At 74.7% G+C, this 21,377-nt stretch carries 18 protein-coding genes; 8 read left to right on the top strand and 10 right to left on the bottom strand.

Translation table 11 applies throughout. The features are described 5' to 3' along the window. Window positions 1–59 precede the first annotated feature (59 nt). From ACFVFS_RS24795 to ACFVFS_RS24780, 4 genes are read left to right on the top strand one after another with little or no spacing between them, the layout of a single operon-like run. On the top strand, window positions 60–1,094 hold the full coding sequence (locus tag ACFVFS_RS24795) for an NAD-dependent epimerase/dehydratase family protein (RefSeq protein ID WP_380626903.1): 1,035 nt from the start codon (window positions 60–62) through the stop codon (window positions 1,092–1,094). 13 nt (window positions 1,095–1,107) lie between these two features. Beyond that, entirely contained in the window at window positions 1,108–2,106 is a 999-nt protein-coding gene (locus ACFVFS_RS24790) for a UbiA prenyltransferase family protein (protein ID WP_380626877.1), read from the top strand. Between the two features lie 41 nt (window positions 2,107–2,147). Continuing rightward, window positions 2,148–4,328 (top strand): glycosyltransferase, encoded by a 2,181-nt coding sequence (locus ACFVFS_RS24785; protein WP_380626876.1) that lies wholly within the window; start codon window positions 2,148–2,150, stop codon window positions 4,326–4,328. 23 nt (window positions 4,329–4,351) lie between these two features. Then, window positions 4,352–5,287: a class I SAM-dependent methyltransferase gene (locus ACFVFS_RS24780; RefSeq protein ID WP_380626875.1), complete on the top strand. Its 936-nt coding sequence runs from the start codon at window positions 4,352–4,354 to the stop codon at window positions 5,285–5,287. 118 nt (window positions 5,288–5,405) lie between these two features. Here the strand turns inward: ACFVFS_RS24780 and ACFVFS_RS24775 are convergent, their stop codons facing one another. The 5 genes from ACFVFS_RS24775 to bioB form a co-directional block, all read right to left on the bottom strand. Next, window positions 5,406–6,149, bottom strand: coding sequence for a BTAD domain-containing putative transcriptional regulator (locus tag ACFVFS_RS24775; protein ID WP_380626901.1), 744 nt, complete (start codon window positions 6,147–6,149; stop codon window positions 5,406–5,408). Between the two features lie 209 nt (window positions 6,150–6,358). Continuing rightward, window positions 6,359–6,805 carry a hypothetical protein gene (locus ACFVFS_RS24770; RefSeq protein WP_380626874.1) on the bottom strand — a complete coding sequence of 149 codons (447 nt, stop codon included), beginning with the start codon at window positions 6,803–6,805 and terminating at the stop codon, window positions 6,359–6,361. 138 nt (window positions 6,806–6,943) lie between these two features. Then, window positions 6,944–7,744, bottom strand: coding sequence for a dethiobiotin synthase (gene bioD / locus ACFVFS_RS24765; protein WP_380626873.1), 801 nt, complete (start codon window positions 7,742–7,744; stop codon window positions 6,944–6,946). 65 nt (window positions 7,745–7,809) lie between these two features. Next, complete coding sequence (locus ACFVFS_RS24760) at window positions 7,810–9,114, bottom strand: adenosylmethionine--8-amino-7-oxononanoate transaminase (RefSeq protein WP_380626871.1); 1,305 nt, start codon at window positions 9,112–9,114, stop codon at window positions 7,810–7,812. Between the two features lie 132 nt (window positions 9,115–9,246). Beyond that, window positions 9,247–10,479 (bottom strand): biotin synthase BioB, encoded by a 1,233-nt coding sequence (gene bioB / locus ACFVFS_RS24755; protein WP_380626870.1) that lies wholly within the window; start codon window positions 10,477–10,479, stop codon window positions 9,247–9,249. Window positions 10,480–10,786: 307 nt separating this feature from the next. Between bioB and ACFVFS_RS24750 the strand changes: the two genes are divergently transcribed. Next, window positions 10,787–11,533, top strand: coding sequence for a hypothetical protein (locus tag ACFVFS_RS24750; RefSeq protein ID WP_380626869.1), 747 nt, complete (start codon window positions 10,787–10,789; stop codon window positions 11,531–11,533). An 81-nt stretch (window positions 11,534–11,614) separates the two neighbouring features. On the opposite strand, the gene ACFVFS_RS24745 is transcribed toward ACFVFS_RS24750, so the two are convergent. Next, window positions 11,615–14,107 (bottom strand): DEAD/DEAH box helicase, encoded by a 2,493-nt coding sequence (locus ACFVFS_RS24745; RefSeq protein ID WP_380626900.1) that lies wholly within the window; start codon window positions 14,105–14,107, stop codon window positions 11,615–11,617. A 239-nt stretch (window positions 14,108–14,346) separates the two neighbouring features. Between ACFVFS_RS24745 and ACFVFS_RS24740 the strand changes: the two genes are divergently transcribed. Both ACFVFS_RS24740 and ACFVFS_RS24735 read left to right on the top strand, forming a co-directional pair. Continuing rightward, window positions 14,347–15,564: an 8-amino-7-oxononanoate synthase gene (locus ACFVFS_RS24740; protein ID WP_380626868.1), complete on the top strand. Its 1,218-nt coding sequence runs from the start codon at window positions 14,347–14,349 to the stop codon at window positions 15,562–15,564. Beyond that, window positions 15,561–16,073, top strand: coding sequence for a hypothetical protein (locus ACFVFS_RS24735; protein WP_380626867.1), 513 nt, complete (start codon window positions 15,561–15,563; stop codon window positions 16,071–16,073). The genes ACFVFS_RS24740 and ACFVFS_RS24735 overlap by 4 nt, the downstream gene beginning before the upstream one ends. 22 nt (window positions 16,074–16,095) lie before the next feature. On the opposite strand, the gene ACFVFS_RS24730 is transcribed toward ACFVFS_RS24735, so the two are convergent. Genes ACFVFS_RS24730 through ligD form a run of 3 tightly spaced genes read right to left on the bottom strand, consistent with a single transcriptional unit; the run spans window position 16,096 to window position 18,674 of the window. Continuing rightward, window positions 16,096–16,962 (bottom strand): aminoglycoside phosphotransferase family protein, encoded by an 867-nt coding sequence (locus tag ACFVFS_RS24730; protein WP_380626866.1) that lies wholly within the window; start codon window positions 16,960–16,962, stop codon window positions 16,096–16,098. Next, window positions 16,959–17,606, bottom strand: a complete 648-nt coding sequence (locus tag ACFVFS_RS24725) for a GNAT family N-acetyltransferase (RefSeq protein WP_380626899.1) — start codon at window positions 17,604–17,606, stop codon at window positions 16,959–16,961. The genes ACFVFS_RS24730 and ACFVFS_RS24725 overlap by 4 nt, the downstream gene beginning before the upstream one ends. 57 nt (window positions 17,607–17,663) lie before the next feature. After that, window positions 17,664–18,674 carry a non-homologous end-joining DNA ligase gene (gene ligD / locus ACFVFS_RS24720; protein ID WP_380626865.1) on the bottom strand — a complete coding sequence of 337 codons (1,011 nt, stop codon included), beginning with the start codon at window positions 18,672–18,674 and terminating at the stop codon, window positions 17,664–17,666. A 65-nt stretch (window positions 18,675–18,739) separates the two neighbouring features. Here ligD and ACFVFS_RS24715 point away from each other — a divergent pair, with 65 nt between their 5' ends. Continuing rightward, window positions 18,740–19,801, top strand: coding sequence for an ATP-dependent DNA ligase (locus ACFVFS_RS24715; RefSeq protein WP_380626864.1), 1,062 nt, complete (start codon window positions 18,740–18,742; stop codon window positions 19,799–19,801). 38 nt (window positions 19,802–19,839) lie between these two features. Here the strand turns inward: ACFVFS_RS24715 and ACFVFS_RS24710 are convergent, their stop codons facing one another. Further along, window positions 19,840–21,312 carry a serine hydrolase domain-containing protein gene (locus ACFVFS_RS24710; RefSeq protein ID WP_380626863.1) on the bottom strand — a complete coding sequence of 491 codons (1,473 nt, stop codon included), beginning with the start codon at window positions 21,310–21,312 and terminating at the stop codon, window positions 19,840–19,842. Between the last annotated feature and the right edge of the window lie 65 nt (window positions 21,313–21,377).

Here is a 21,377-nt window from a genome sequence, read left to right as displayed (position 1 = left end):
CCGGCCCCGAGCACACCCCCGGCCCCGCCCCCGAGCACACATCCGGGCGCACCCCCGCCCTGACCGTCGCCGTCACCGGCGCCGCCGGCATGCTCGGCTCCCGCCTCGCCGAACGCCTCACCGCCGACGGCCACCGGGTGCGCGGCATCGACCTGCGCCCCGGACCGGGCGTCGAGGTCGTCGGCGACATCCGCGACCGCGCCGCCCTCGACCGCGCCCTGCACGGCGCCGACGTCCTGGTGCACGCCGCCGCCGCCCTCCCCAGCTACCCCGACGAGCAGATCCGCTCGATCATCGTCGACGGCACCCGCGCCGTCTTCACCGCCGCCCGGGCCGCCGGCACCCCCCGCGTCGTGCACATCTCCTCCACCGCCGTCTACGGCCTGCCCCGGCTCGTCCCCACCCCCGAGACCCACCCCCGCGAACCGGTCGACACCTACAGCCGCGCCAAGGCCGCCGCCGAGGAGATCGCCGAACGCCACCGCGCCGACGGCCTGTGCGTGCCGATCCTGCGCCCCAAGACCTTCGTCGGCCCCGGCCGGATGGGCCTGTTCGCGATGCTCTTCGAATGGGCCGAGGAGGGCCGCCACTTCCCCGTCCTCGGCCGCGGCGACGTGAAGACCCAGATGTTCGCCATCGACGACCTGGTCGACGCCGTCGTCACCGTGCTGCACGCCCCCGACGACGTCGCCAACGACACCTACAACCTCGCCGCCGCCGAATTCGGCACCCTGCGCGAGGACTTCCAGGCCGTGCTGGACGCCGCCGGCCACGGCAGGCGCGTCGTGGGCCTGCCCGCCCGGCCCGCCCTCGCCGTCCTCAACACCCTGCAGCGCGCCCGGCTGTCACCCGTCTACGGCCGCCTGCTCCACAAGCTCACCGCCGACTCCTACGTCTCCATCGACAAGGCCCGCGACCGGCTCGGCTTCGCCCCCCGGCTCTCCAACCAGGACGCCATCCTGCGCACCTACCAATGGTGGCGCACCGCCCGCCACGAACCCCCGGCCGGCCGTGCCGCCGGCCCCAACGCCGGGCGCACCAGCCGCGACCCGTGGAGCCAGGGACTGCTGTCCGCCGTGAAGATCTTCTTCTGAGGAGCGCTCCGCCATGACCTCCCTGAGCGAACAGAGTTCACAGCAGGGCCAGAGCCCCCAGCACACCCAGAGCCCGCCGGACGGCCGGGGCCCGCAGCACGAACCGGGCGCACCGGGCGGCGGACCGCCCGAACCCGCCCGCCGCACCACCACCGCCGGCCCCTCCCGGCTACCCGCGCCGCTGGCCCTGCTCCGCCCCGGACAGTGGCCCAAGAACGTCCTCGTCGTCCCGCTGCCCCTGCTCGGCGCCGACCTCGCCTGGGACATGGCCGCCCGGATCACCGTCGCCATGGCCGCCTTCGTCCTCGCCTCCTCCCTCGTCTACGTCGTCAACGACCTCGCCGACGTCGAACGCGACCGCCGCCATCCGGTCAAACGCCACCGCCCGCTGGCCGCCGGCCGCATCACCCCGCGCGCCGCCGTCGCCCTGGCCGCCCTCCTCGGCGCGCTGCTCGTCCCGCTGCTCGCCGCCACCGGGCCCGGCGTCGCCGCACCCGTCCTGCTCTACCTCGCCGTCAACGCCGCCTACAGCTGGAAGCTCAAACACCTGCCGCTGCTCGACGTCTTCGTCGTCGCCACCGGCTTCGTGCTGCGCCTGCTCGGCGGCTACGGCGCCAGCGGCCGCCCGCTCTCCGCCTGGCTGGTGCTCACCGTCCTCACGCTCTGCCTGGTCCTCATCGTCGGCAAGCGCCGCCACGAGCTCGGGGTCGCCGGCAGCGGCCACCGGCCCGCGCTGGTCGGCTACTCCGCGCACTTCCTCGACCTCGTGCTGGTCCTCTGCTCCGGACTCACCGTCGTCGGCTACCTGCTCTACCTGCGCACCGAGTCCGGCTTCGAGACCGGCGCCCTGCTCACCGCGCCGCTGGCCCTGTTCGCGCTCTTCCGCTACCTGCAGATCGTCGTCGTCCACGCCGAGGGCGGCAACCCCGTGCGCACCCTGCTGCGCGACCGCGCCATGCTCGCCACCGCCGCGCTCTGGGCCGCCCTCCTGCTCACCTTCCAACTCACCTGACACCCACCGACCTCGACCCCCAGCGGTCCGAACGAGGAGCCATGCCCGCCACACCGCTCGTCTCGGTGGTCGTGCCGATGTACAACGACAGCCGCACCGTCGACCTCTGCCTCGCCGCCGTCCTCGCCCAGAGCCACCCCGAGATCGAGGTGATCGTGGTCGACGACGCCAGCACCGACGACTCCGCCGACCGCGCCGCCGCCCACCCCGTCACCCTGGTGCGCGCCGAACGCAACGGCGGACCCGGCGCCAGCCGCAACCTCGGCGTCGAGCACGCCACCGGCGACATCGTCTTCTTCGTCGACGCCGATGTCGCCATGCACCCCGACGCCGTCGCCGAAGCCGTCGCCATCTTCGCCGAACACCCGGAGTACGGCGCCGTGTTCGGCGTCCCCGACAAGGAGCCCCTGTTCCCCGAGGGCCCCGTCGGCCAGTACCGCATCCTCCAGTACCACTACTGGCGCAAGAGCGCCGAGGGCCTGGTCAGCGGCGGCTTCTACGCCCTCGGCGCGGTGCGCCGCGAGGCCTTCCTCGAAGCCGGCTGGTTCAACCCGGCGCTGCGCCAGACCGAGGAGATCGACCACGCCGAGCGCCTCGCCGCCCGCCACCCCATGCTGCTCACCTCGCGGGTGCGCGGCCGGCTCTCCGACGAGAACCGGATGCGGCCGCTGCTGCGCAAGGCCTTCGTCCGCAGCCGGCTGCGGGTGCCGTTCTACCTCGACCGCGGCCGCGCCATGCAGGGCATGGAGACGCCCGGCCGGGCCGCCGCCTCGGTGCTGGCGGCGCTCACCCTGCTCAGCCTGCCGCTGATCGCCTGGCAGCCGCTCACCGCGATCGCCACCGCGCTGCTGCTGGCCGCCTTCGTGCTCACCGACCTCGGCCAGTACCGCTTCGTCCGCCAGGAGCGCGGCTACCCGTTCCTCGCCCTGTTCACCGGCTGCCACCTGCTGCTCAACGCCGTCGTCACGGCCGGACTCGCCGCCGGACTCGGCCAGTTCGCGGTCAGCCGGCGCTTCCGCCGGATGTACCGGCGGGACGGCGCGGCCGAGGCCGCGGGCGCCCTGGAAGCGGCCGCGGAGCCCGCTCCCGAGCCCACCCGGGCCCGGCGCGCCGCCCGCCGGCTGCGCACCTGGTACGGCCGCTCCCTGGTCGGCCTCACCGGCCTGTGGCTGATCTACGCCTTCTTCCGCTGGTCCGTCAGCGGCCGCTGGCACTGGGCGATCCTGCTGGACGCCGTCCCGCCGGTGTTCCTGGTCGGCATCCCGCTGTTCCTGCTGCTCGCCGCCACCGCCGCCTGCGGCCCGCGCCGCGGCTGGGCCCTCGGGCTCGCCCTGCCGCCGCTGCTGCTCGGCCTCACCACCGGCTCCGGCCTCAACTGGCCCGCCCTGTGGCACGGCGAGCGCCCGGTGCCGCCCGGCGCCCTGCACGTGGTCTCCTTCAACACCCAGTACTGGGCCGCCTCCACCGGCGTCGACCGGCTCTACAATCTGATCCACCGTCAGAACGCCGACGTGTACCTCTTCCAGGAGCACGTCGTCTGGCAGCCCGGCCTCGGCGAGGACGGCTACCGGCGGCTCGACGACGACGCCCGGCTCGCCGCCGAGTTCCCCGGCTACTTCATCGCCCGCACCGGCGAACTGCTCACCGTCTCCCGCTACCCGATCGCCTCCCAGCGCTCGGTCGGCACCGGCGCCGCCCTCGGACCCGACCCCTCCTTCAGCCGGGTCTTCGCCCGCGACAAGGTCCTGCGCACCGACCTCCAGGTCGGCGGCAGCCTGTTCAGCGTCTACAACGTGCACGTCACCGTGCCGCTCGCCCCCGACCTCGACCCCTTCTCCGGCTTCGACTTCGACTCCTACTTCAAGCGCAAGTTCGCCTGGCGCCAGGAGGAGATCCGCGGCCTGGAGGCCGACCTCAAGGACAACCCCAACCGGACGCTGATCGCCGGCGACTTCAACGCCAGCCCCGCGATGCGCGACCTGGACGGGCTGAAGTCCTTGGCGGACGATGCGATTCGCGCCAACAACGACTTCCTGCCGCTGAGTTGGAAGTACTCCGCACCCGCAGGATTCGACTGGGACAGTGCGGTCAACCGCCCCTACCCGCTCTGGCGGCTGGACTGGAGCTTCACCCGCGGACCGGTCAAGGTCCACCGCTACGACTTCCGCTCCGCCGAGGGCATCTCCGAACACCGGCTGCAGGACCTCTGGCTCTCGCTCTGAACACCCCCCGAAAGGAACACCGCATGCTGCTCAAGGACCTGCGCACCGCCGTCCGCACCGCCTCCGGAGTCGAACTGCTGGAGCGCCTGCCGGCCCTGCGCCGCCCGATGGACTGGCTCGGCGAGCGGCCCGTGCTGCACGGCCTCACCCTGTGGGCCTTCGGCCTGCGCAAGCCGCTGTTCTGGGACCACGTGGTCACCCCCGAGCCGCGCGCCGAACTCACCGAGGTGCGCGCCCTGCTGGAGCAGAACCGGGAGCGCTACGCCGAACGCCTCACCGGCTTCCTGGAGTACGAGGAACTGCTGCGCGGCATCCCGCTGAGCGGCACCGCCGCCGGCTCCACCCCGTACTGGAACAACGGGTGGCTGCCGCCGCTTGACGCGCTCTCGCTCTACGGCTTCCTCGCCGCCGAGCGGCCCGCCCGCTACCTGGAGATCGGCTCCGGCAACTCCACCAAGTTCGCCCGCCGGGCCGTCGAGGACCTCGGGCTGAGCACCCGGATCACCTCGATCGACCCGGCCCCGCGCGCCACCGTCGACCGGCTCTGCGACGAGGTCGTCCGCACCCCGCTGCAGCACGCCGACCTGAAGGTCTTCCGCGAGCTGGAGCCGGGCGACATCGTCTTCTTCGACGGGTCGCACCGGCTCCACATGGGCTCGGACGTCGCGGTGTTCTTCTTCGAGGTGCTGCCGGTGCTCAAGCCCGGGGTGCTGGTCCACGTGCACGACATCATGCTCCCGGCGGACTACCCGCTGTCCTGGCGCTGGCGGCACTACTCCGAGCAGTACCTGCTGGCCGCGCTGCTGACGGCCGCCCCCGCGCGGTTCGACGTCGAGCTGCCGGACGCCTTCGTGCACGCGGACCCGCAGCTGCGGCGGGTGGCCGACCCGCTGTGGCGCCGGCTCGGGGTCACCGAGCACTACGAGCCGGGGTCGTTCTGGTGGCGGCACGCGGGCTGAGGCCCGGCCCACGGTCCGGCCGACGGTCGGACGGCCGGACGGTGGCGCGCGGTCAGGCGGTCAGGCGGTCAGGCGGTCCGGCGCCGGCGCGGTCCGGCGGTGGGGCACGGGGGCGCGGTCAGGCGGTGGGGCAGGCCCCGTTGAGGATCCCCTGCTCCAACGCCCGCAGTTCCTGCCCCGGTTCGAGGCCCAGCTCCTCCACCAGCTGGGTGCGCAGCGTCCGGTAGACGCCGAGCGCCTCCACCGTCCGGCCGGAGCGGTGCAGGGCGTGCATCAGCAGCCCGTGCAGGTGCTCGCGGAACGGGTGCGCGGAGACCAGCTCGACGAGTTCGCCGACCAGGTCCTCGTGCAGGCCGAGCGCCAGCTCCAGCCGGACCCGCTCCTCGACGGCGCGCAGCCGGTTCTCCTCCAGGCGGCGGGCCCAGGACTCCAGGGCGGGGCAGTCCAGGCCCGCCATGGCCGGCCCGGTCCACCGGGCGAGGGCCTGCCGCAGGACGGCGACGGCCTCCGGCAGGTCCCCGGAGGCGGCCCGCAGCCGGGCGCGGGCGACCTCCTCGTTGAACAGCGTGGCGTCCAGCTCGCCGTGGCCGACCCGCAGCCGGTAGCCGTTGGGATGGGTCTCGATGACCGGCGGCGCGCCCGCGTCGGCCAGCGCGCGGCGCAGCTGCGAGACGCAGATCCGGATCTGCGTCCGGGAGCTGGCGGGCGGCGCCGCACCCCACAGGTTGTCCACCAACCGATCCAGCGGGACGACCCAGTTGGGCGTCAGGGCGAGGGTCGCCAGGACGAGCTGCGGCCTGCGGCCGCCGAGTGGTACAAGGCTTCCCCCGACATCGACGTGAAGTGGTCCCAGGACATGCACCAGCACAACACAGCCCCCGTTCGTCGCTCTCCTCTGCGCCGAAGTGGCGCCAACGGAAGCGGAGCAGAGTCCGCCGCCGGGCGCCGCCTGGCAGCATGGTATAGACCTATGGGGGTGTCAAGGCCATCTCAAGTGCACCGAATGGCCGGATTCCTCGCCTGGATCCGGCCCGCCGGCATCCGCTTGATCCGCCGGGCGGCCGGAATCGGTCAGGGGCCCGAGCTCAGCGCGTAGGTGCGGAAGGTGGCCAGCAACGGCAGCACATCGGTCTTGCTCGGCTCCTCGGTGACGGCCCGCATGGCGTCGATCACCGCGTGCGCGATCACCTTCACCACCGCGAGGTCGTCCCCGGCGGTCTCGCCCCAGGCACACAGCGTCCGGGTGAGCAGGGCGCTCATCCGGGCGCCGATGTTGGAGCTCACCGCGTCGGTGAGCTCGGCGAGTTCCTCGTCCGTCATGCTGGAGCGCAGCCCGAAGGCCAGCGCCATCAGCGTGTCCACGGCGTGCTCGCCGTACCGGGCGACCAGGGCGGCGAGCGGCTGCTCGGCCGGTCCCCGCGCGGCCAGGGCGGCCAGGGCCTCGTCGTCGTCCTTCCATGCCGCTTCGAGCGCGGCCAGGGCCCGCAGGGCCTCGTCCACCATCAGGCCATCCGTCATGCGGAGAACCGTAGTGACCCCTCCCGCGCGGTGGGCCCGGTCGGCCGGGATCTCACCCGTTCGAGCGATGGCCGCCGTGTTTCGTCGTACCGGCGGCGGGCAGCCTCGCGGGATCCCGGCCGGTGCCGGGCCGTGGCCTCAGCCGGTCCCGTGCCGTACCTCGTGCGCCCCGTGCGCCGTGACGAACGCGGCGGCGTCCCAGTGGCCGTACAGCGCGGGCGCGAGCGCGCCGGCGGCGAGAGCCGGGAAGCCGGCCGCCCGGCCGGCGCGCTCGGGCAGCGCACCGAGCAGCGGGGCGCCCGCCGCGCGCGGCAGGTCGGCCAGGTTGCAGCGGTCCGCGAGGCCGGGGGACTCCGGCCAGGCGCCGACCACCACACCGAGCAGCGGCAGCCGGCGCGCGGTCAGCGCCTCCGCCGTCAGCGCGGTGGTGTTCAGGGTGCCCAGGCCGGCCGAGGCCACCAGCAACACCTCGGCGGGCAGGCCGAGTTCGCAGACCGCGCGGGCCTGGTCGGCGAGCGTGCGGCCCTGCTCGTCGTAGCGCACCAGCAGCCCGCCCGCACCCTCGACCAGCACCAGGTCGTGCCGCTCGGCCAGGCCGGCCACCTCCTTCGCCACGTCCTCCGCCGCCAGGCAGGGAAGCCCCGACCGGCGGGCCGCCGTGTCGGGCGCCAACGGCTCGGGGTAGCGGGCGAGTTCGCGCAGGGTCAGCCGGTCCGCGGCCGGGGCGGCGGGCCCGGCCAGCCGGGCCACCTCCTGGACGTCCCCCGGCTCCTCGGGCGCGACGCCCGTCTGCCCGGGCTTGAGCACCGCGACCCGCAGCCCGGCGCGCAGCGCGCTCGCCGCGACGGCCGCCGTGGCGACCGTCTTGCCGACCTCGGTGCCCGTCCCCGTCACGAAGACGACCCGGACGTCCGCTTCCGCCACCGCTGCTCCCGCCATCCGCTCGTCCGTGGATCGCGTGTCCGTGGACCGCGTGTCCGCGGATCGTGTGTCCGCCGCCCCGCTCATCCGGCCACCGCCGCCGCCGTCACGGCCGCGGCGATCCGCGCCACGTCCTCGTCGCCGGTCACGTACGGCGGCATCGTGTAGACGAGGTCCCGGAACGGGCGCAGCCAGACGCCCTCCCGCGCGGCGGCCCCGGTCGCCGCCGCCATGTCCACCGGGTGGTCCAGCTGGACGACGCCGATCGCGCCGAGCACCCGGACGTCCTTGACCCCGGGCAGCGCGGCCGCGTCCGCCAGGCCCGCGCGCAGTCCGGTCTCGATCCGCTTCACCTCGGTGGGCCAGTCCTGCGCGAGCAGCAGGCCGATCGAGGCGTTGGCGGCCGCGGCCGCCAGCGGGTTGCCCATGAAGGTCGGCCCGTGGGCGAGGACGGGCATCTCGCCGCGGCTGATGCCCTCGGCGACCTCCGCCGTGCACAGCGTCGCCGCCATCGTGAGGTAGCCGCCGGTCAGCGCCTTGCCCAGGCACATCACGTCCGGCGCGACGCCCGCGTGGTCGGCGGCGAACAGCGCGCCGCTGCGGCCGAAGCCGGTCGCGATCTCGTCGAAGACGAGCAGCACCCCGTGCCGGTCGCACAGCTCGCGCAGCATCCGCAGGTACGCGGGGGAGTGGAAGCGCATCCCGCCCGCACCCTGCACCACCGGCTCGACGATCACGGCCGCCAGTTCGTCGGCGTGACGGCCCATCAACTCATCGAAGGCGCGGGCGTACTCCTCGTCGAGCGGGGCGTCGAAGCCGGCCGGAGGCTCGGGCGCGAACAGCTGGTCCGGCAGCACCCCGCCCCACAGGTGGTGCATGCCGCCCTGCGGGTCGCACACCGACATCGGGTGGAAGGTGTCCCCGTGGTAGCCGCCGCGCCAGGTCAGCAGCCGCCGCTTGCCCGGCCGTCCCACCGACTGCCAGTACTGCAGGCACATCTTCATCGCGACCTCGACGGACACCGAACCCGAGTCGGCGAGGAAGACGTGCCGCAGCGGCTCCGGGGTGATCTCCACCAGGGTGGCGGCGAGCCGTACGGCGGGCTCGTGGGTGAGCCCGCCGAACATCACATGGCTCATCCGGCCCAGCTGCCCGCGCACCGCCTCGTCGAGCACCGGGTGCCCGTACCCGTGGATCGCCGCCCACCAGGACGACATGCCGTCGACCAGCTCGCGGTGCCCGCCCGGGGCCGGCGCGGCGAGCCGGAGCCGGACGCCCGAGGCGGACTCCACCACGTACGGGGTGGCGGTGCCGGGCATCGGCCCGTACGGGTGCCAGACGTGCGCGCGGTCGAGCGCGAGCAGGGTGTCGGTGGACAGCTGGGTCATGGGGAGGGGCTTTCCGGGGTGTTCGGCGGTGGCTCGGGCGGCGGTGGGCCCGGGCGGCGTTCGGGGTCGGCCCGGGCGCGGGTGGCCAGGTGTCGGTGGCTCAGGCGTCGGGCGCTCGGGCGTCGGTGGGGCTCAGGCGTTGGGCGCCAGCTCGGTGCCGGCGCCGCGGCGGCGCACCCGCACCAGGTCGGTGCGCACCTCGTCACCGGTCTCCGGGCCGGCCGCCTCCGCGCCGGTGGCGGCCTCGCCGTGGGCGTGCCCGCCGCACGGTCCGCAGCCGCCGCCCGTCCCGCAGGCGCCGGCCGCCGGGGCCGTGCCGCAGCCGCCGACGGCGCCCGCCGCCGCGTCGGCCGCGATGTCCGCGCGGTGCCGCGGCAGAGTGCCCTCGCCCATGCCCTCGACCTCGAACCCGGCGTCCCGGATCATGTCGAGGTCGGTCTGCCCGGCCTGGCCCTCGCTGGTCAGGTAGTCGCCCAGGAAGATGGAGTTGGCGACGTGCAGGCCCAGCGGCTGCAGGCTGCGCAGGTGCACCTCGCGCCCGCCGGCGATCCGCACCTCGGTGTCCGGGTTGACGAAGCGCACCATCGCCAGGATCCGCAGGCAGCGCTGCGGGGTGAGGTTCCACTCCTTGGCCAGCGGGGTGCCCTCGAACGGGATGAGGAAGTTCACCGGCACCGAGTCCGAGCCCAGCTCGCGCAGCGCGAAGACCACGTCCACCAGGTCCTCGTCGCTCTCGCCCATGCCCGCGATCAGGCCCGAGCAGGCCGACAGGCCCGCTCCGTGCGCCTTCTGCACGGTGTCCACCCGGTCCGCGTAGGTGTGGGTGGTGGCGATGTCGCCGTAGGTGCCCTCGGAGGTGTTCAGGTTGTGGTTGTAGGCGTCGACGCCGGCCGCCTTCAGCCGCTCGGCCTGGTTGTCGGAGAGCAGGCCAAGGCAGGCGCAGACCTCCACCGCCGGGTCGGCCTCCTTGATGGCCGCCACGGTGTCCGTCACCCGGTCGATGTCACGGTCCGTCGGGCCGCGGCCGCTCGCCACCAGGCAGACCCGCTTGGCGCCGCCGGACACGCCCGCCTTCGCCGCCTCGGCGGCCTGCCCCGGCTTCAGCCAGGTGTACTTCAGGATCTCGGCCTTCGAGCCCAGGCGCTGCGAACAGTACGAGCAGTCCTCCGGGCACAGTCCGCTCTTCAGGTTCACCAGGTAGTTGAGCTTCACCCGGCGGCCGAACCACCGCCGGCGCACCCGTCCGGCGGCCGCGACCACGTCGAGCAGCTCGTCGTCGGTGGTGGCGAGGACGGCGAGCGCCTCCTCGCGGGTGGGGGTCTCCCCACGCAGGCCCTTGGCGGTGAGGGTATCGAGCAGATCCATGGGGCTGATCCTGCCTGCTGCCCCGCGACGGACGCCAGAGGAAACCCACCAGAAGATCCCGGGGAAGCTGTGCGAGTTGTCACAGTGTCGCAGCTCACGGTAGTGGCGCAGGTCACGTCGGGCGCAGGGCCCGGCCGGAGGCCCGTTCCGGGGCCGCCACCCAGTGATCTCCACCACCCGTGACCTGCATACAATCTGCCGCATGACCACGCAGGGGGAGCGCGCCCCGTCATCGGCAGAGCAACCGGCCGGGCCACCGGCAGAGCACACCGCCCAGCGACCGGCCGGGGGATACCGGGCCAGACGCGTGAGCGCCCGGCGGGCCGTCGGCTGGGTCGCCGTCGTCGGCGTGGTGGTCGCCGGCGGCTGGATCGTCACCCGGCCCACGCCCGGCGACTACATACCCGGGCTCGGCCCCTCCAGCAAGGAGGCGTCCAAGACCCCGCCGATCGTCGGCGACCCGCCGCCGCGCACCGTCGCCGACCCCGAGGCCCTCGACGTCGACGTCTACTTCCCGGCCCAGAAGGTCGTGGAGTCCGGCAACTACAAGGGCAAGCGCTCCGGCGTGCGGCGCGGAGAGAACTGCACCGAGGTGCTCCAGGACCGCACCCTGGAGCTGCTGCGCGAGGCCGGCTGCAAGGGCTACCTGGCCGTCAGCTTCACCGCCCAGGAGAAGCCGGTGCTCAGCAGCATCACCCTGCTGCGCTTCGCCGACGCGCCGACCGCCGCCAAGGCCGCCGAGGCGCTGCGCGGCAAGCCGGGCTCGGTCGCCTTCATCCTCCCGGACGCCACCACCGCCCCCGCGCTGCCGGCCGCCCTGGCCCGGCCCGCGACCGAGCCGCGGGTCGAACTCGTCGGCCACTACGTGACGGTGACCAGCTCGCGGCCCTCCGACGCGCGCACCGGCGCCGGTACCGGGGCGCCGAGCCCGTCCGGTTCGCCGGCCGCCCCGCTGCCGGTGCCCTCGGTGAGCGCCGCCAACCTCGACCAGCTGCTCGACGAGGCGACCCGGGCGATCTCCTTCACGGGCGGCGCACCGTTCGTCTGGATGTAGCGCCCGCCCGGCAGACCGTGCGCCGCGGCCCCCGCCCTGCTCCGGCAGGCCGGGGGCCGCGGCACGTCCGCGGACGGACCGTCAGCCGCCCAGCCGGTCCACGGCCGTGACCCGCAGCACCGCGCGGCCCTCCTCGTCCGAGCCGTAGAGGTCGACCTCGGCGCTGATGCCCCAGTCGTGGTCGTCCTCCGGGTCGTCGAAGATCTGCCGGACCCGCCAGGCCGAGTCCTCCTGCTCGATGATCAGCATCTTCGGGCCGCGCGCGTCCGGACCGGTGCCCAGGTCGTCGTACTCCTCCCAGTACCCGTCCATGGCGTCCGCCCAGCGGTCGGCGTCCCAGCCGTACTCGCCGTCCAGCGCGCCGAGCTCGTCGTAGTGCTCCAGCGCGCACAGCTCCACCCGGCGGAACATCTCGTTGCGCACCAGCACCCGGAACGCCCGCGCGTTCGCCGTGACCGGCGCCGGCTTGTCGTCCAGCGCCACCTCGGCGGCCTGCGGCTCGGTCGGGTTGGCCAGCTGCTCCCACTCGTCCAGCAGGCTGGAGTCGACCTGGCGGACCAGCTCGCCGAGCCAGGCGATGACGTCCTTCAGGTCGTCGGTCTTCACGTCCTCGGGGACGGTCTGCTCCAGCGCCTTGTACGCGCCCGCGAGGTAGCGCAGCACGATGCCCTCGGTGCGCGCCAGCTCGTAGTGGCCGACGTAGTCCGTGAAGGTCATCGCCCGCTCGTACAGGTCCCGCACCACCGACTTCGGCTGCAGCTGGTGGTCGCCGATCCACGGGTGCGCCCGCCGGTACACCTCGTACGCGTGGGTGAGCAGCTCCTCCAGCGGCTTCGGGTAGGTGATCTCCTGGAGCCGCTCCATGCGCTCCTCGTACTCGACGCCGTCGCGCTTCATCTCGCCGACGGCCTCGCCGCGCGCCTTGTTCTGCTGCGCGGCGAGGATCTGGCGCGGGTCGTCCAGGGTCGCCTCGACCACCGACACCACGTCCATCGCGTACGACGGCGAGGTCGGGTCCAGCAGCTCGAAGGCGGCCAGCGCGAAGGTGGACAGCGGCTGGTTGAGCGCGAAGTTCTCCTGGAGGTCCAGGGTCAGGCGCACGATCCGGCCCTCGGCGTCCGGCTCCGGCAGCCGCTCCACCACACCGCCCTCCAGCAGCGAGCGGTAGATGGCGATCGCGGTGCGGATGTGCCGGCGCTGCGCGGCACGGTCCTCGTGGTTGTCGGTGAGCAGCTTGCGCATCGCCTCGAAGGCGTTGCCGGGCCGGCCGATCACCGACAGCAGCATCGCGTGGCTCACCTTGAACCGGGAGACCAGCGGCTCCGGGTCGGCGGCGATCAGCTTCTCGAAGGTCTCCTCGGACCAGCCGACGAAGCCCTCCGGCGCCTTCTTGCGGACGATCTTGCGCTTCTTCTTCGGGTCGTCGCCCGCCTTGGCGACGGCCTTGTCGTTCTCGATGACGTGCTCGGGCGCCTGCGCCACCACCTGGCCGACGGTGTCGAACCCGGCCCGCCCGGCGCGCCCGGCGATCTGGTGGAACTCGCGCGCCCGCAGGATCCGCACCCGCTGGCCGTCGTACTTGGACAGCGCCGTGAACAGCACCGTGCGGATCGGCACGTTGACGCCCACGCCCAGCGTGTCCGTCCCGCAGATCACCTTCAACAGGCCCGCCTGGGCGAGGCGTTCGACCAGCCGCCGGTACTTCGGCAGCATGCCCGCGTGGTGCACGCCGATCCCGTGGCGCACGAAGCGCGACAGGTTGCGGCCGAACTTGGTGGTGAAGCGGAAGTTGCCGATCAGCTCGGCGATGGCGTCCTTCTCCGCCTTCGAGCACATGTTGATGCTCATCAGCGACTGCGCCCGCTCCACCGCCTCCTTCTGCGTGAAGTGGACCACGTACACCGGCGCCTGGCCGGTCTGCAGCAGCTCCTCCAGCGTGTCGTGCAGGGTGGTGCGCCGGTACTCGTAGAACAGCGGCACCGGACGCGTCGCGTTGCGCACCACCGTCGTCGGCCGACCGGTGCGCCGGGTCAGGTCCTCCTCGAACCGCCGCACGTCACCCAGCGTCGCCGACATCAGCAGGAACTGCGCCTGCGGCAGCTCCAGCAGCGGGATCTGCCAGGCCCAGCCGCGGTCCGGCTCCGCGTAGAAGTGGAACTCGTCCATGACCACCTGGCCGATGTCCGCCCGGACCCCGTCGCGCAGCGCGATCTGCGCCAGCACCTCCGCGGTGCAGCAGATGATCGGCGCCGTCGGGTTCACCGACGCGTCGCCCGTCATCATGCCGACCTGCTCGGTGCCGAAGATCTTCACCAGGTCGAAGAACTTCTCCGACACCAGGGCCTTGATCGGCGCCGTGTAGAACGTCCGCTGCCCCGCCGCCAGCGCGGCGAAGTGCGCACCGGCCGCCACCAGGCTCTTGCCCGAGCCGGTCGGCGTCGCCAGGACCACGTTGTTCCCCGAGACCAGCTCGATCAGCGCCTCCTCCTGCGCCGGGTACAGCGAGATCCCGCGCTCCTCCGTCCAGGCGGCGAACGTCTCGTACAGCGCGTCGGGCGTGGCGGGCTTCGGCATCAGATCAAGGAGGGTCACCCGGCTATCTTGCCTGCTCGCCGCCACCCCCGGCAAAGCTACCCCGCCACCACGGGCGCCCGCTCGGCGATCCGCACACCGGGGCGGGCCGGGTGCCGCCGGCGGCGCTGCCGAGGCCGTCATCCGGGAACCGTGCAAGTGGCGCCGCCGCGCCGCTCCGTCCGGGCGTGTGCCACGGCGCACATTGCCCGGGCCGTCGGGGGCGTGCCAGAGTGCCGGGCATGGTCAACCGCAGCGTGTTCGAGGCGCCCGAGGCCGGCGGGGACCGCACCGCCGCCGATCCCGCCGCCGTGTTCGACTGGCTCGACGAGAGCGCCGGGCAGCGGGCCCGTGCGGGGCTCACCCGCACCCTGCGCAGCCGGCCCGCCGAGGACCCCGTGCTCGACCTCGCGGGCAACGACTACCTCGGGCTCACCCGCCACCCCGCCGTGACCCGGGCCGCCGCCGACGCCGCGCTGCGCTGGGGCGCCGGCGCCACCGGCTCCCGGCTGGTCACCGGCACCACGGCGCTGCACACCGAACTGGAGGAGGAGCTCGCCGCCTTCTGCGGGGCCGAGGCCGCGCTGGTCTTCTCCTCCGGCTACACCGCCAACCTGGCCGCGCTCACCGCGCTCACCGACCCCGACACCCTGATCGTCTCCGACGCCTACAACCACGCCTCGCTGATCGACGGCTGCCGCCTCGCCCGCGCCGACGTCCACCGCGCCCCGCACGGCGACCCGGCCGCCGTCGCCGGCATCCTCGCCGGGCGCGACCACCGCCGCGCCCTGGTGGTCACCGACTCCGTCTTCTCCGTCGACGGCAACGCCGCCCCGCTCGCCGGACTCGCTGCCGCCGCCCGCCGGTACGGCGCCGCGCTGCTCGTCGACGACGCCCACGGCCTCGGAGTCCTCGGTCCCGGCGGCACCGGCGCCACCGCCGCCGCCGGACTCGCCGGGGCGCCCGACGTCGTCACCACCGTCACCCTCTCCAAGTCCCTCGGCTCCCAGGGCGGCGCCGTCCTCGGCCCGCGCCGGGTCGTCCGGCACCTCACCGAGACCGCCCGCACCTTCATCTTCGACACCGGCCTCGCCCCCGCCGCCGCCGGTGCGGCCCTCGGCGCCCTGCGCCTGCTGCGCGCCGAACCCCACCGCGCCGACCGTGCCCGCGAGGTCGCCCGCGCCCTCGCCGCCCGTCTCAGCGCCGCCGGCCTGCCCGCCTCCACTCCCGACGCCGCCGTCGTCTCCGTGCGCGCGCCCGGCCCCGAGGCCGCCGTCGCCTGGGCCGCCGACTGCCGCCGGGCCGGCCTCGCCGTCGGCTGCTTCCGCCCCCCGTCCGTCCCCGACGGCGTCTCGCGCCTGCGGCTGACCGCCCGCGGCGACCTGACGGACGATCAGATCGCCCGGGCGGTAAGGATCATCGCCGCCACCGCCCCGGTGGACGGGACCGCCGGGGCGTGAGCGGGCCCACCCGGTCCCGGTTACGGCGGGGCGCCGCACGGCTCGCCGCGGGCCTCTGCGCGCTCGTCCTGGTGGTGTTCGCCGCCGTCGACGTCACCCTCGCCGCTCCGCGGCTCGCCGAGTCGACCGGCGGCGCGGGCGTGCACGGCCGGTTCCTGCGCGAGGACTGCCCGCCGCCCGACGAACGGCCGGCGGGCCGCTGCGGCCGCTTCACCCCGGACGGCGGCGAGCCCGTCCGCTGCTGCACCATCGAAGCGGACCCGACCGGCCGGCTCGGCGAGATCGAGGTGCGCTGCGCCGACGGGCGCTGCCACGAGATCGGGGCGCGGGCGACGGCCCGGGTGCTCGGCCTCCTGCTGGCGGGCGTCGCGGCGCTCCCGGTGGGCGCGCTGCTGTCCGCCACGGCCCTCGGACGCCCGCCCGGCGGCCCGTTCAAGCTGACCGCCGGCACGGTCCTCGTCCTCCTGCTCATGGCCGTCTGCGCCTGCTTCGCCTTCGCGGTCTCCTAGGCCGGCCGTCGGCCGTCGCCCGTCACAGCCCCGCGAGGTCCCGCAGGAACAGCGTCCCCGCGTCCCGGCGGCCGGCGGCCAGCCGCGGCGCGGCGACCACCACCGCCGTCGCCCGGCACCAGGCCAGCACCCGCTCGGCGTCCGCGCCCGGGACCAGCGCCGTCAGCCCGCCGATCCGGGCCGCCAGCGCCACCCGGTCGGCGACGCCGTCCAGCGCCCAGTCGACCAGGTCGAAGTCCGGGTCGCCCAGGCACGCCCGCGGGTCGATCGCCACCGGGCCGTCCGGGCCGAGCAGCACGTTCGCCGGGTGCAGGTCGCCGTGCACCAGCGCCACCGGGGCACCGGCCCCGGTCAGCTCCCGGGCCAGCGCCCGCGCACCGGCCGTCGGCACCCCGGGAGCGCGGCGGGCGGTCAGCTCGAACAGGAAGTCCAGCCGCTCCGCCAGCGGCGGCAGCGCCGCCCCGTCCACCGGCACCGAGCGCAGCGCGCCCAGCATCCCCGCCACCTCCGCCGGCCGCCAACCGCGCTCGCGCAGCGTCGTCCCCGGTGCGACGTCCGAGAGCAGCAGCGCACCCGACCCGGCGTCGGCCGCCAGCAGCCGCACCACCGACGGCACGCCCCGCCACGCCCGCAGCGCCGCCTCCTCCTGCCCGGCCACGGCCGGGTCCGGCGTCAGCTTCAGCCACACCGCCGCGCCGTCCGCGAGCCGCTCGCAGCGGAACACCCGCGACGTACCGCCGCCGCCCGCCGCCCGCACCGCCAGGCCCCAGCGGCCGGCCAGCGCGGCCACCTGCCCCGGCAGCTCCGCGCACCACGCCCGCGCCTCCGGCCCGAACCGCAGCACCAACCGCTCCCGCGCCTCCTCGGGCACGGCCACCGGCGTGTTCACGCGACCACCAGCAGCGTCTCGGCCCCCACCGGCCGGTAGCCCGCCGCCTGGAAGGCCCGCACGCTGGTCGCGTTCCCCGGCGCCTGCTGCGACCACACCCGCTCGCCCTCCGGCACCAGGTGCCGGGCGGCAAGCGCCAGCGCCCGCCCCAGGCCGCGCCCGCGCGCCGCCTCGTCCACCTCGATCGCGCACTCCCAGCGCCCCGCCACCCCGCGCCCCAGCACCAGCACGCCGCGCCCGCCGTCCGCCTCGAACACCCGGACGTCCTCGCGGTAGCACCGCGCCCGCACCACCCGCGGATGCTCCCGGTCCCCGACCTCCGCGACCTCCAGCGCGGGCGCGCCCGGCAGCCGGTCCGCCACCGTCAGCAGGTCGATGGTGCCGTTCAGCCGCCCCGTCCGGTCGGCGAACGCGGCCAGGAACGGCGGACTCAGCGGCGCCGCCAGCGGATCGCCCGGCGCCGCCGCCAGCGCTGCCCGCACCCACGCCGGATCCTCGTCCGTGAACACCACCGCGTGCGCGGAGAACGCCACCACCCCCGCGTCGCGCGGCGACGGCTGCGCCAGCACCGTCACCGACCCGTCCGCCGGCGGGAACACCCCGCCCGCCGCGTCCGCCAGAACCTCCCGCAGTCCCCGTGCCACCACCGCGCGCCCACCCCTCCGTCATGCTTCGTGGGCGTCCAGCCTAGTGGCGTCCCGTCAGGCCTTCTTCCGTGCCCGGCTCGGCTGCACCCGGGTCGGCTCGCCCGCCGCCTTCGGGTGGTCCGGCGGATAGGGCAGCTCGCCGTGCGCGCCCTCCGCGACCTGCCGCTCGTACAGCTCCAGCAGCCCCTCCAGCCGGAACCGCTCCTCCTCCATCGCCGCGTGCACGTCCCCCAGCTCCGCGAACCGGGCCGGCAGCGTCCGCAGGTCGAAGTCCTCCGGCAGCGCGTCGTCCAGCTCCTCCCAGCGCAGCGGCGCGGACGCCGTCGCCCGCGGCCGCGCCCGCAGCGAGTACGCCGAGGCGATCGTGCGGTCCCGCGCCATCTGGTTGTAGTCCACGAAGATCCGCTCCCCGCGCTCCTCCTTCCACCACGCCGTCGTCACCCGCCCCGGCAGCCGCCGCTCCAGCTCCCGGCCCAGCGCGATCACCGCGTGCCGCCCGTCGGTGAACGACCACTCCGCCACCAGCGGAACGTACACGTGCAGCCCGCGCCCGCCCGAGGTCTTCGGCCACCCCCGCAGCCCCTGCTCCTCCAGCACCGCCCGCAGCTCGTGCGCCGCCCGCACCGCGTCCCGGAAGTCCGTGCCCGGCTGCGGATCGAGGTCGATCCGCAGCTCGTCCACATGATCGGTGTCCGCGCGCCGCACCGGCCACGGGTGGAAGGTCAGACACCCCAGGTTCGCCGCCCACAGCACCGCCGCCGGCTCCGTCGGACAGATCTCGTCCGCCGACCGGCCGCTCGGAAAGGCGATCCGCGCCGTCGGCAGCCACTCCGGCAGGCCCTTCGGCGCCCGCTTCTGGTAGAAGAACTCGCCCTCCACCCCGTCCGGGAACCGCTGCAGTGTCGTCGGCCGGTCCCGCAGCCCGCGCAGCACCCCCTCCGCCACCGCCAGGTAGTACTCCGCGACGTCCAGCTTCGTGAACCCGCGCTCCGGGAAGTACACCTTGTCCGGGTTCGACAGCCGGACGGTGCGCCCGGCGACATCCAGTTCCACGGCAGAGCCCATCCCCCCACGCTAAGACCGCCCCGTCCGCCGCGCGCCCCGGAGCGTTCGGCGCGAGGATCGGGACCATGGACCTGCCCGTCATGCCGCCCGTCGCCCCGATGCTCGCCAAGTCCGTCGCGAAGATCCCGGCCGGCATGCAGTACGAGGCCAAATGGGACGGCTTCCGCACCATCGTCTTCCGCGACGGCGACGAGGTCGAACTCGGCAGCCGCACCGGCAAGCCCCTCACCCGCTACTTCCCCGAGCTCGTCGAGGCCCTGCGCCGCGAGACCCCCGGGCGCTGCGTCCTCGACGGCGAGATCGTCATCGCCCGCGACGGCCGGCTGCGCTTCGAGGAACTCCTCGAACGCATCCACCCCGCCGCCAGCCGCGTCGGGCTCCTGGCCGAACGCACCCCCGCCTCCTTCGTCGCCTTCGACCTGCTCGCCCTCGGCGACGAAACCCTCCTCGACCAGCCCCTCGGCGCCCGCCGCCGCGCCCTGGAGACCGCCCTCGCAGACGCCGCCGACCCCGTCTTCACCGCCCCCGCCACCACCGACCGCGACCTCGCGCAGACCTGGTTCGCCCAGTACGAGGGCGCCGGCCTCGACGGCATCGTCGCCAAACCCCTCGACCAGCCCTACCGGCCCGGCGAACGCGCCATGTACAAGATCAAGCACGAGCGCACCGCCGACTGCGTCGTGGCCGGCTACCGCGAGCACAAGAGCGGCCCCGTCATCGGCTCCCTGCTCCTCGGCCTCCACGACGCCGAGGGCCGCCTCCAGCACGTCGGCGTCTGCGCCGCCTTCTCCATGGCCCGCCGCCGCGAACTCGCCGAGGAACTCGCCCCGCTGCGCACCACCGACCTCGCCGCCCACCCCTGGGGCGCCTGGGCCGACGAGGCCGCCCACGCCGAGGCCCGGCTGCCCGGCGCCACCAGCCGCTGGACCGGCGGCAAGGACCTCTCCTGGGTCCCGCTGCGCCCCGAGCGCGTCCTTGAGGTCGCCTACGACCACATGGAGGGCACCCGCTTCCGGCACACCGCCCAGTTCCGCCGCTGGCGCCCCGACCGCACGCCCGCCGGCTGCACCTACGCCCAGCTGGAGGAGCCGGTCTCCTACGACCTGGCCCGGGTGCTCGGCGGCTGAGGCTGGTCCGGCCGCCCGCGCCGGGCCGGCGGGCGGCGTCAGGACGCCTGCCCGGGCGGCGTCACCGACGAGGACACCTTCGTCGACGGCGAGTTCGACGGCGAGTTCGACGGCGAGCCTGACGGCGCCCCCGACGGGGAGCCCGACGGCACCCCGGACGGCGACTCCTCCGGCTCGTCCGCGTCCACCGGAGCGGCCGGCAGGTCGTAGACGTTCGACGGCGAGACGACCTCCGTGATCGCCTTCGCGAACAGCGTCGACGGCGCCGAACCCCGGTACTCCACATCCGTGTTCAGCAGCACCACCAGCGACGCCTGCGCCGACGGCAGGTACACCACCACCGTCTGGTAGCCCGGCAGCGAACCGTTGTGCCCGATCCACCCGTGGTTCTCGAACACCCCCAGCCCGTACCAGGTCCCCGGCACCGTCGACGGCTGCGGCTCCAGCCGCTGCGCCTGCGTCTGCGGCTTCAGCAGCGACCCGGTGGCCAGCGCCTTCGCCCACTTCGTCATGTCCGTCCGGTCCGAGATCGCCGCCCCCGCCGCCCAGCCCCACGACGGGTTCCAGTCCGTGGCGTCCTGGATCGTCCCGTCGGCCGTCTGGTTGGTGTAGCCGCGCGCGTGCGGCTGCGGGAACGCGCTGTCCGTCGGGAACACCGTGCGGCCCAGGTCCGCCGGCTCGAAGACCTCCTTCTTCAGGAACTCCCCGAGCGGCCGCCCGTCCACCTTCTCGATCACCAGACCCAGCAGCACGGTGTTGGTGTTGGAGTACTCGAACTCCGCGCCCGGAGCGAAGTCCACCGGATGCCGGAACGCGTACGCGAGCAACTGGTCGGGCGTGAACGACCGCTGCGGGTCCGCCTGGAGGTCGTGCACGAAGTCCTCGTCCCGGGTGTACGGGAACAGGCCGCTGCGCATGTTCGCCAACTGCCGCAGGGTGATCCGCCCGCCGTTCGGCACGCCCGCCACGTACTTGTCGATCGGGTCGTCCAGCCCCACCTTGCCCTGGTCCACCAGGCGCAGCACACCGGTGACCGTGAACGTCTTCGTCTCGCTGCCGATCCGCATGTTGAGCCCGGTCACCATCGCCGTGCCCGGCACCCGCTCGGACACCCCGAAGGCCTTCAGGTAGTCGCCCTGCGGCGTCGACAGGCTGACGATCACCCCCGGCACCGACGCCTCCGTCAGCACCCGCCCGATCGCCGCGTCCAGCCGCGCCGTCACCTCGGAGGTCAACGGCAGGGTGGTGCCGCTCGGGGCGGTGCCCGGAGGAGAGGCCGTCGTCGGCGAGGGGCTCGCCGTCGTGCTCGGGCCGGTGGACGTGGCGGTCGGGCTCAGCGCCGCCGGTGCGGCCGTCACCGCCCCGGCCGCCGGCTGCTCCGCAGGCGAGCCGCCCGAACACCCGGCGGCGGCCAGCAGCCCGGCCAGGACCAGCAGCAGCACCGGCGGAGCCGGCCGGGTCGGGGGCCGCCGCCGGGCAGTGGTGGCTCGGGCCGTCACACGGTTCGTCATCTTCGGGGCGCCTCTCTGGGCCGGACGGGCCCGGAGCAGCGCTCCACGGGCCCGCAAAGGGGGAG

It is taken from the genome of Kitasatospora sp. NPDC057692 (assembly GCF_042799475.1).
In the GTDB taxonomy this organism is placed as follows: domain Bacteria; phylum Actinomycetota; class Actinomycetes; order Streptomycetales; family Streptomycetaceae; genus Kitasatospora.
Note: the sequence above shows the minus strand (reverse complement) of the source record. Positions and strands in the feature narration are given on the sequence as shown.

What these genes read in the sequence shown, in the direction of transcription:
- bioB (WP_380626870.1), bottom strand. Translation starts at nt 10,479, where the DNA reads ATGGATCTGCTCGATACCCTCACCGCCAAGGGCCTGCGTGGGGAGACC.
- ACFVFS_RS24740 (WP_380626868.1), top strand. Translation starts at nt 14,347, where the DNA reads ATGGTCAACCGCAGCGTGTTCGAGGCGCCCGAGGCCGGCGGGGACCGC.
- ligD (WP_380626865.1), bottom strand. Translation starts at nt 18,674, where the DNA reads ATGGGCTCTGCCGTGGAACTGGATGTCGCCGGGCGCACCGTCCGGCTG.
- ACFVFS_RS24790 (WP_380626877.1), top strand. Translation starts at nt 1,108, where the DNA reads ATGACCTCCCTGAGCGAACAGAGTTCACAGCAGGGCCAGAGCCCCCAG.
- ACFVFS_RS24715 (WP_380626864.1), top strand. Translation starts at nt 18,740, where the DNA reads ATGGACCTGCCCGTCATGCCGCCCGTCGCCCCGATGCTCGCCAAGTCC.
- ACFVFS_RS24745 (WP_380626900.1), bottom strand. Translation starts at nt 14,107, where the DNA reads ATGCCGAAGCCCGCCACGCCCGACGCGCTGTACGAGACGTTCGCCGCC.
- ACFVFS_RS24710 (WP_380626863.1), bottom strand. Translation starts at nt 21,312, where the DNA reads ATGACGAACCGTGTGACGGCCCGAGCCACCACTGCCCGGCGGCGGCCC.
- bioD (WP_380626873.1), bottom strand. Translation starts at nt 7,744, where the DNA reads ATGGCGGGAGCAGCGGTGGCGGAAGCGGACGTCCGGGTCGTCTTCGTG.
- ACFVFS_RS24760 (WP_380626871.1), bottom strand. Translation starts at nt 9,114, where the DNA reads ATGACCCAGCTGTCCACCGACACCCTGCTCGCGCTCGACCGCGCGCAC.
- ACFVFS_RS24780 (WP_380626875.1), top strand. Translation starts at nt 4,352, where the DNA reads ATGCTGCTCAAGGACCTGCGCACCGCCGTCCGCACCGCCTCCGGAGTC.
- ACFVFS_RS24785 (WP_380626876.1), top strand. Translation starts at nt 2,148, where the DNA reads ATGCCCGCCACACCGCTCGTCTCGGTGGTCGTGCCGATGTACAACGAC.
- ACFVFS_RS24770 (WP_380626874.1), bottom strand. Translation starts at nt 6,805, where the DNA reads ATGACGGATGGCCTGATGGTGGACGAGGCCCTGCGGGCCCTGGCCGCG.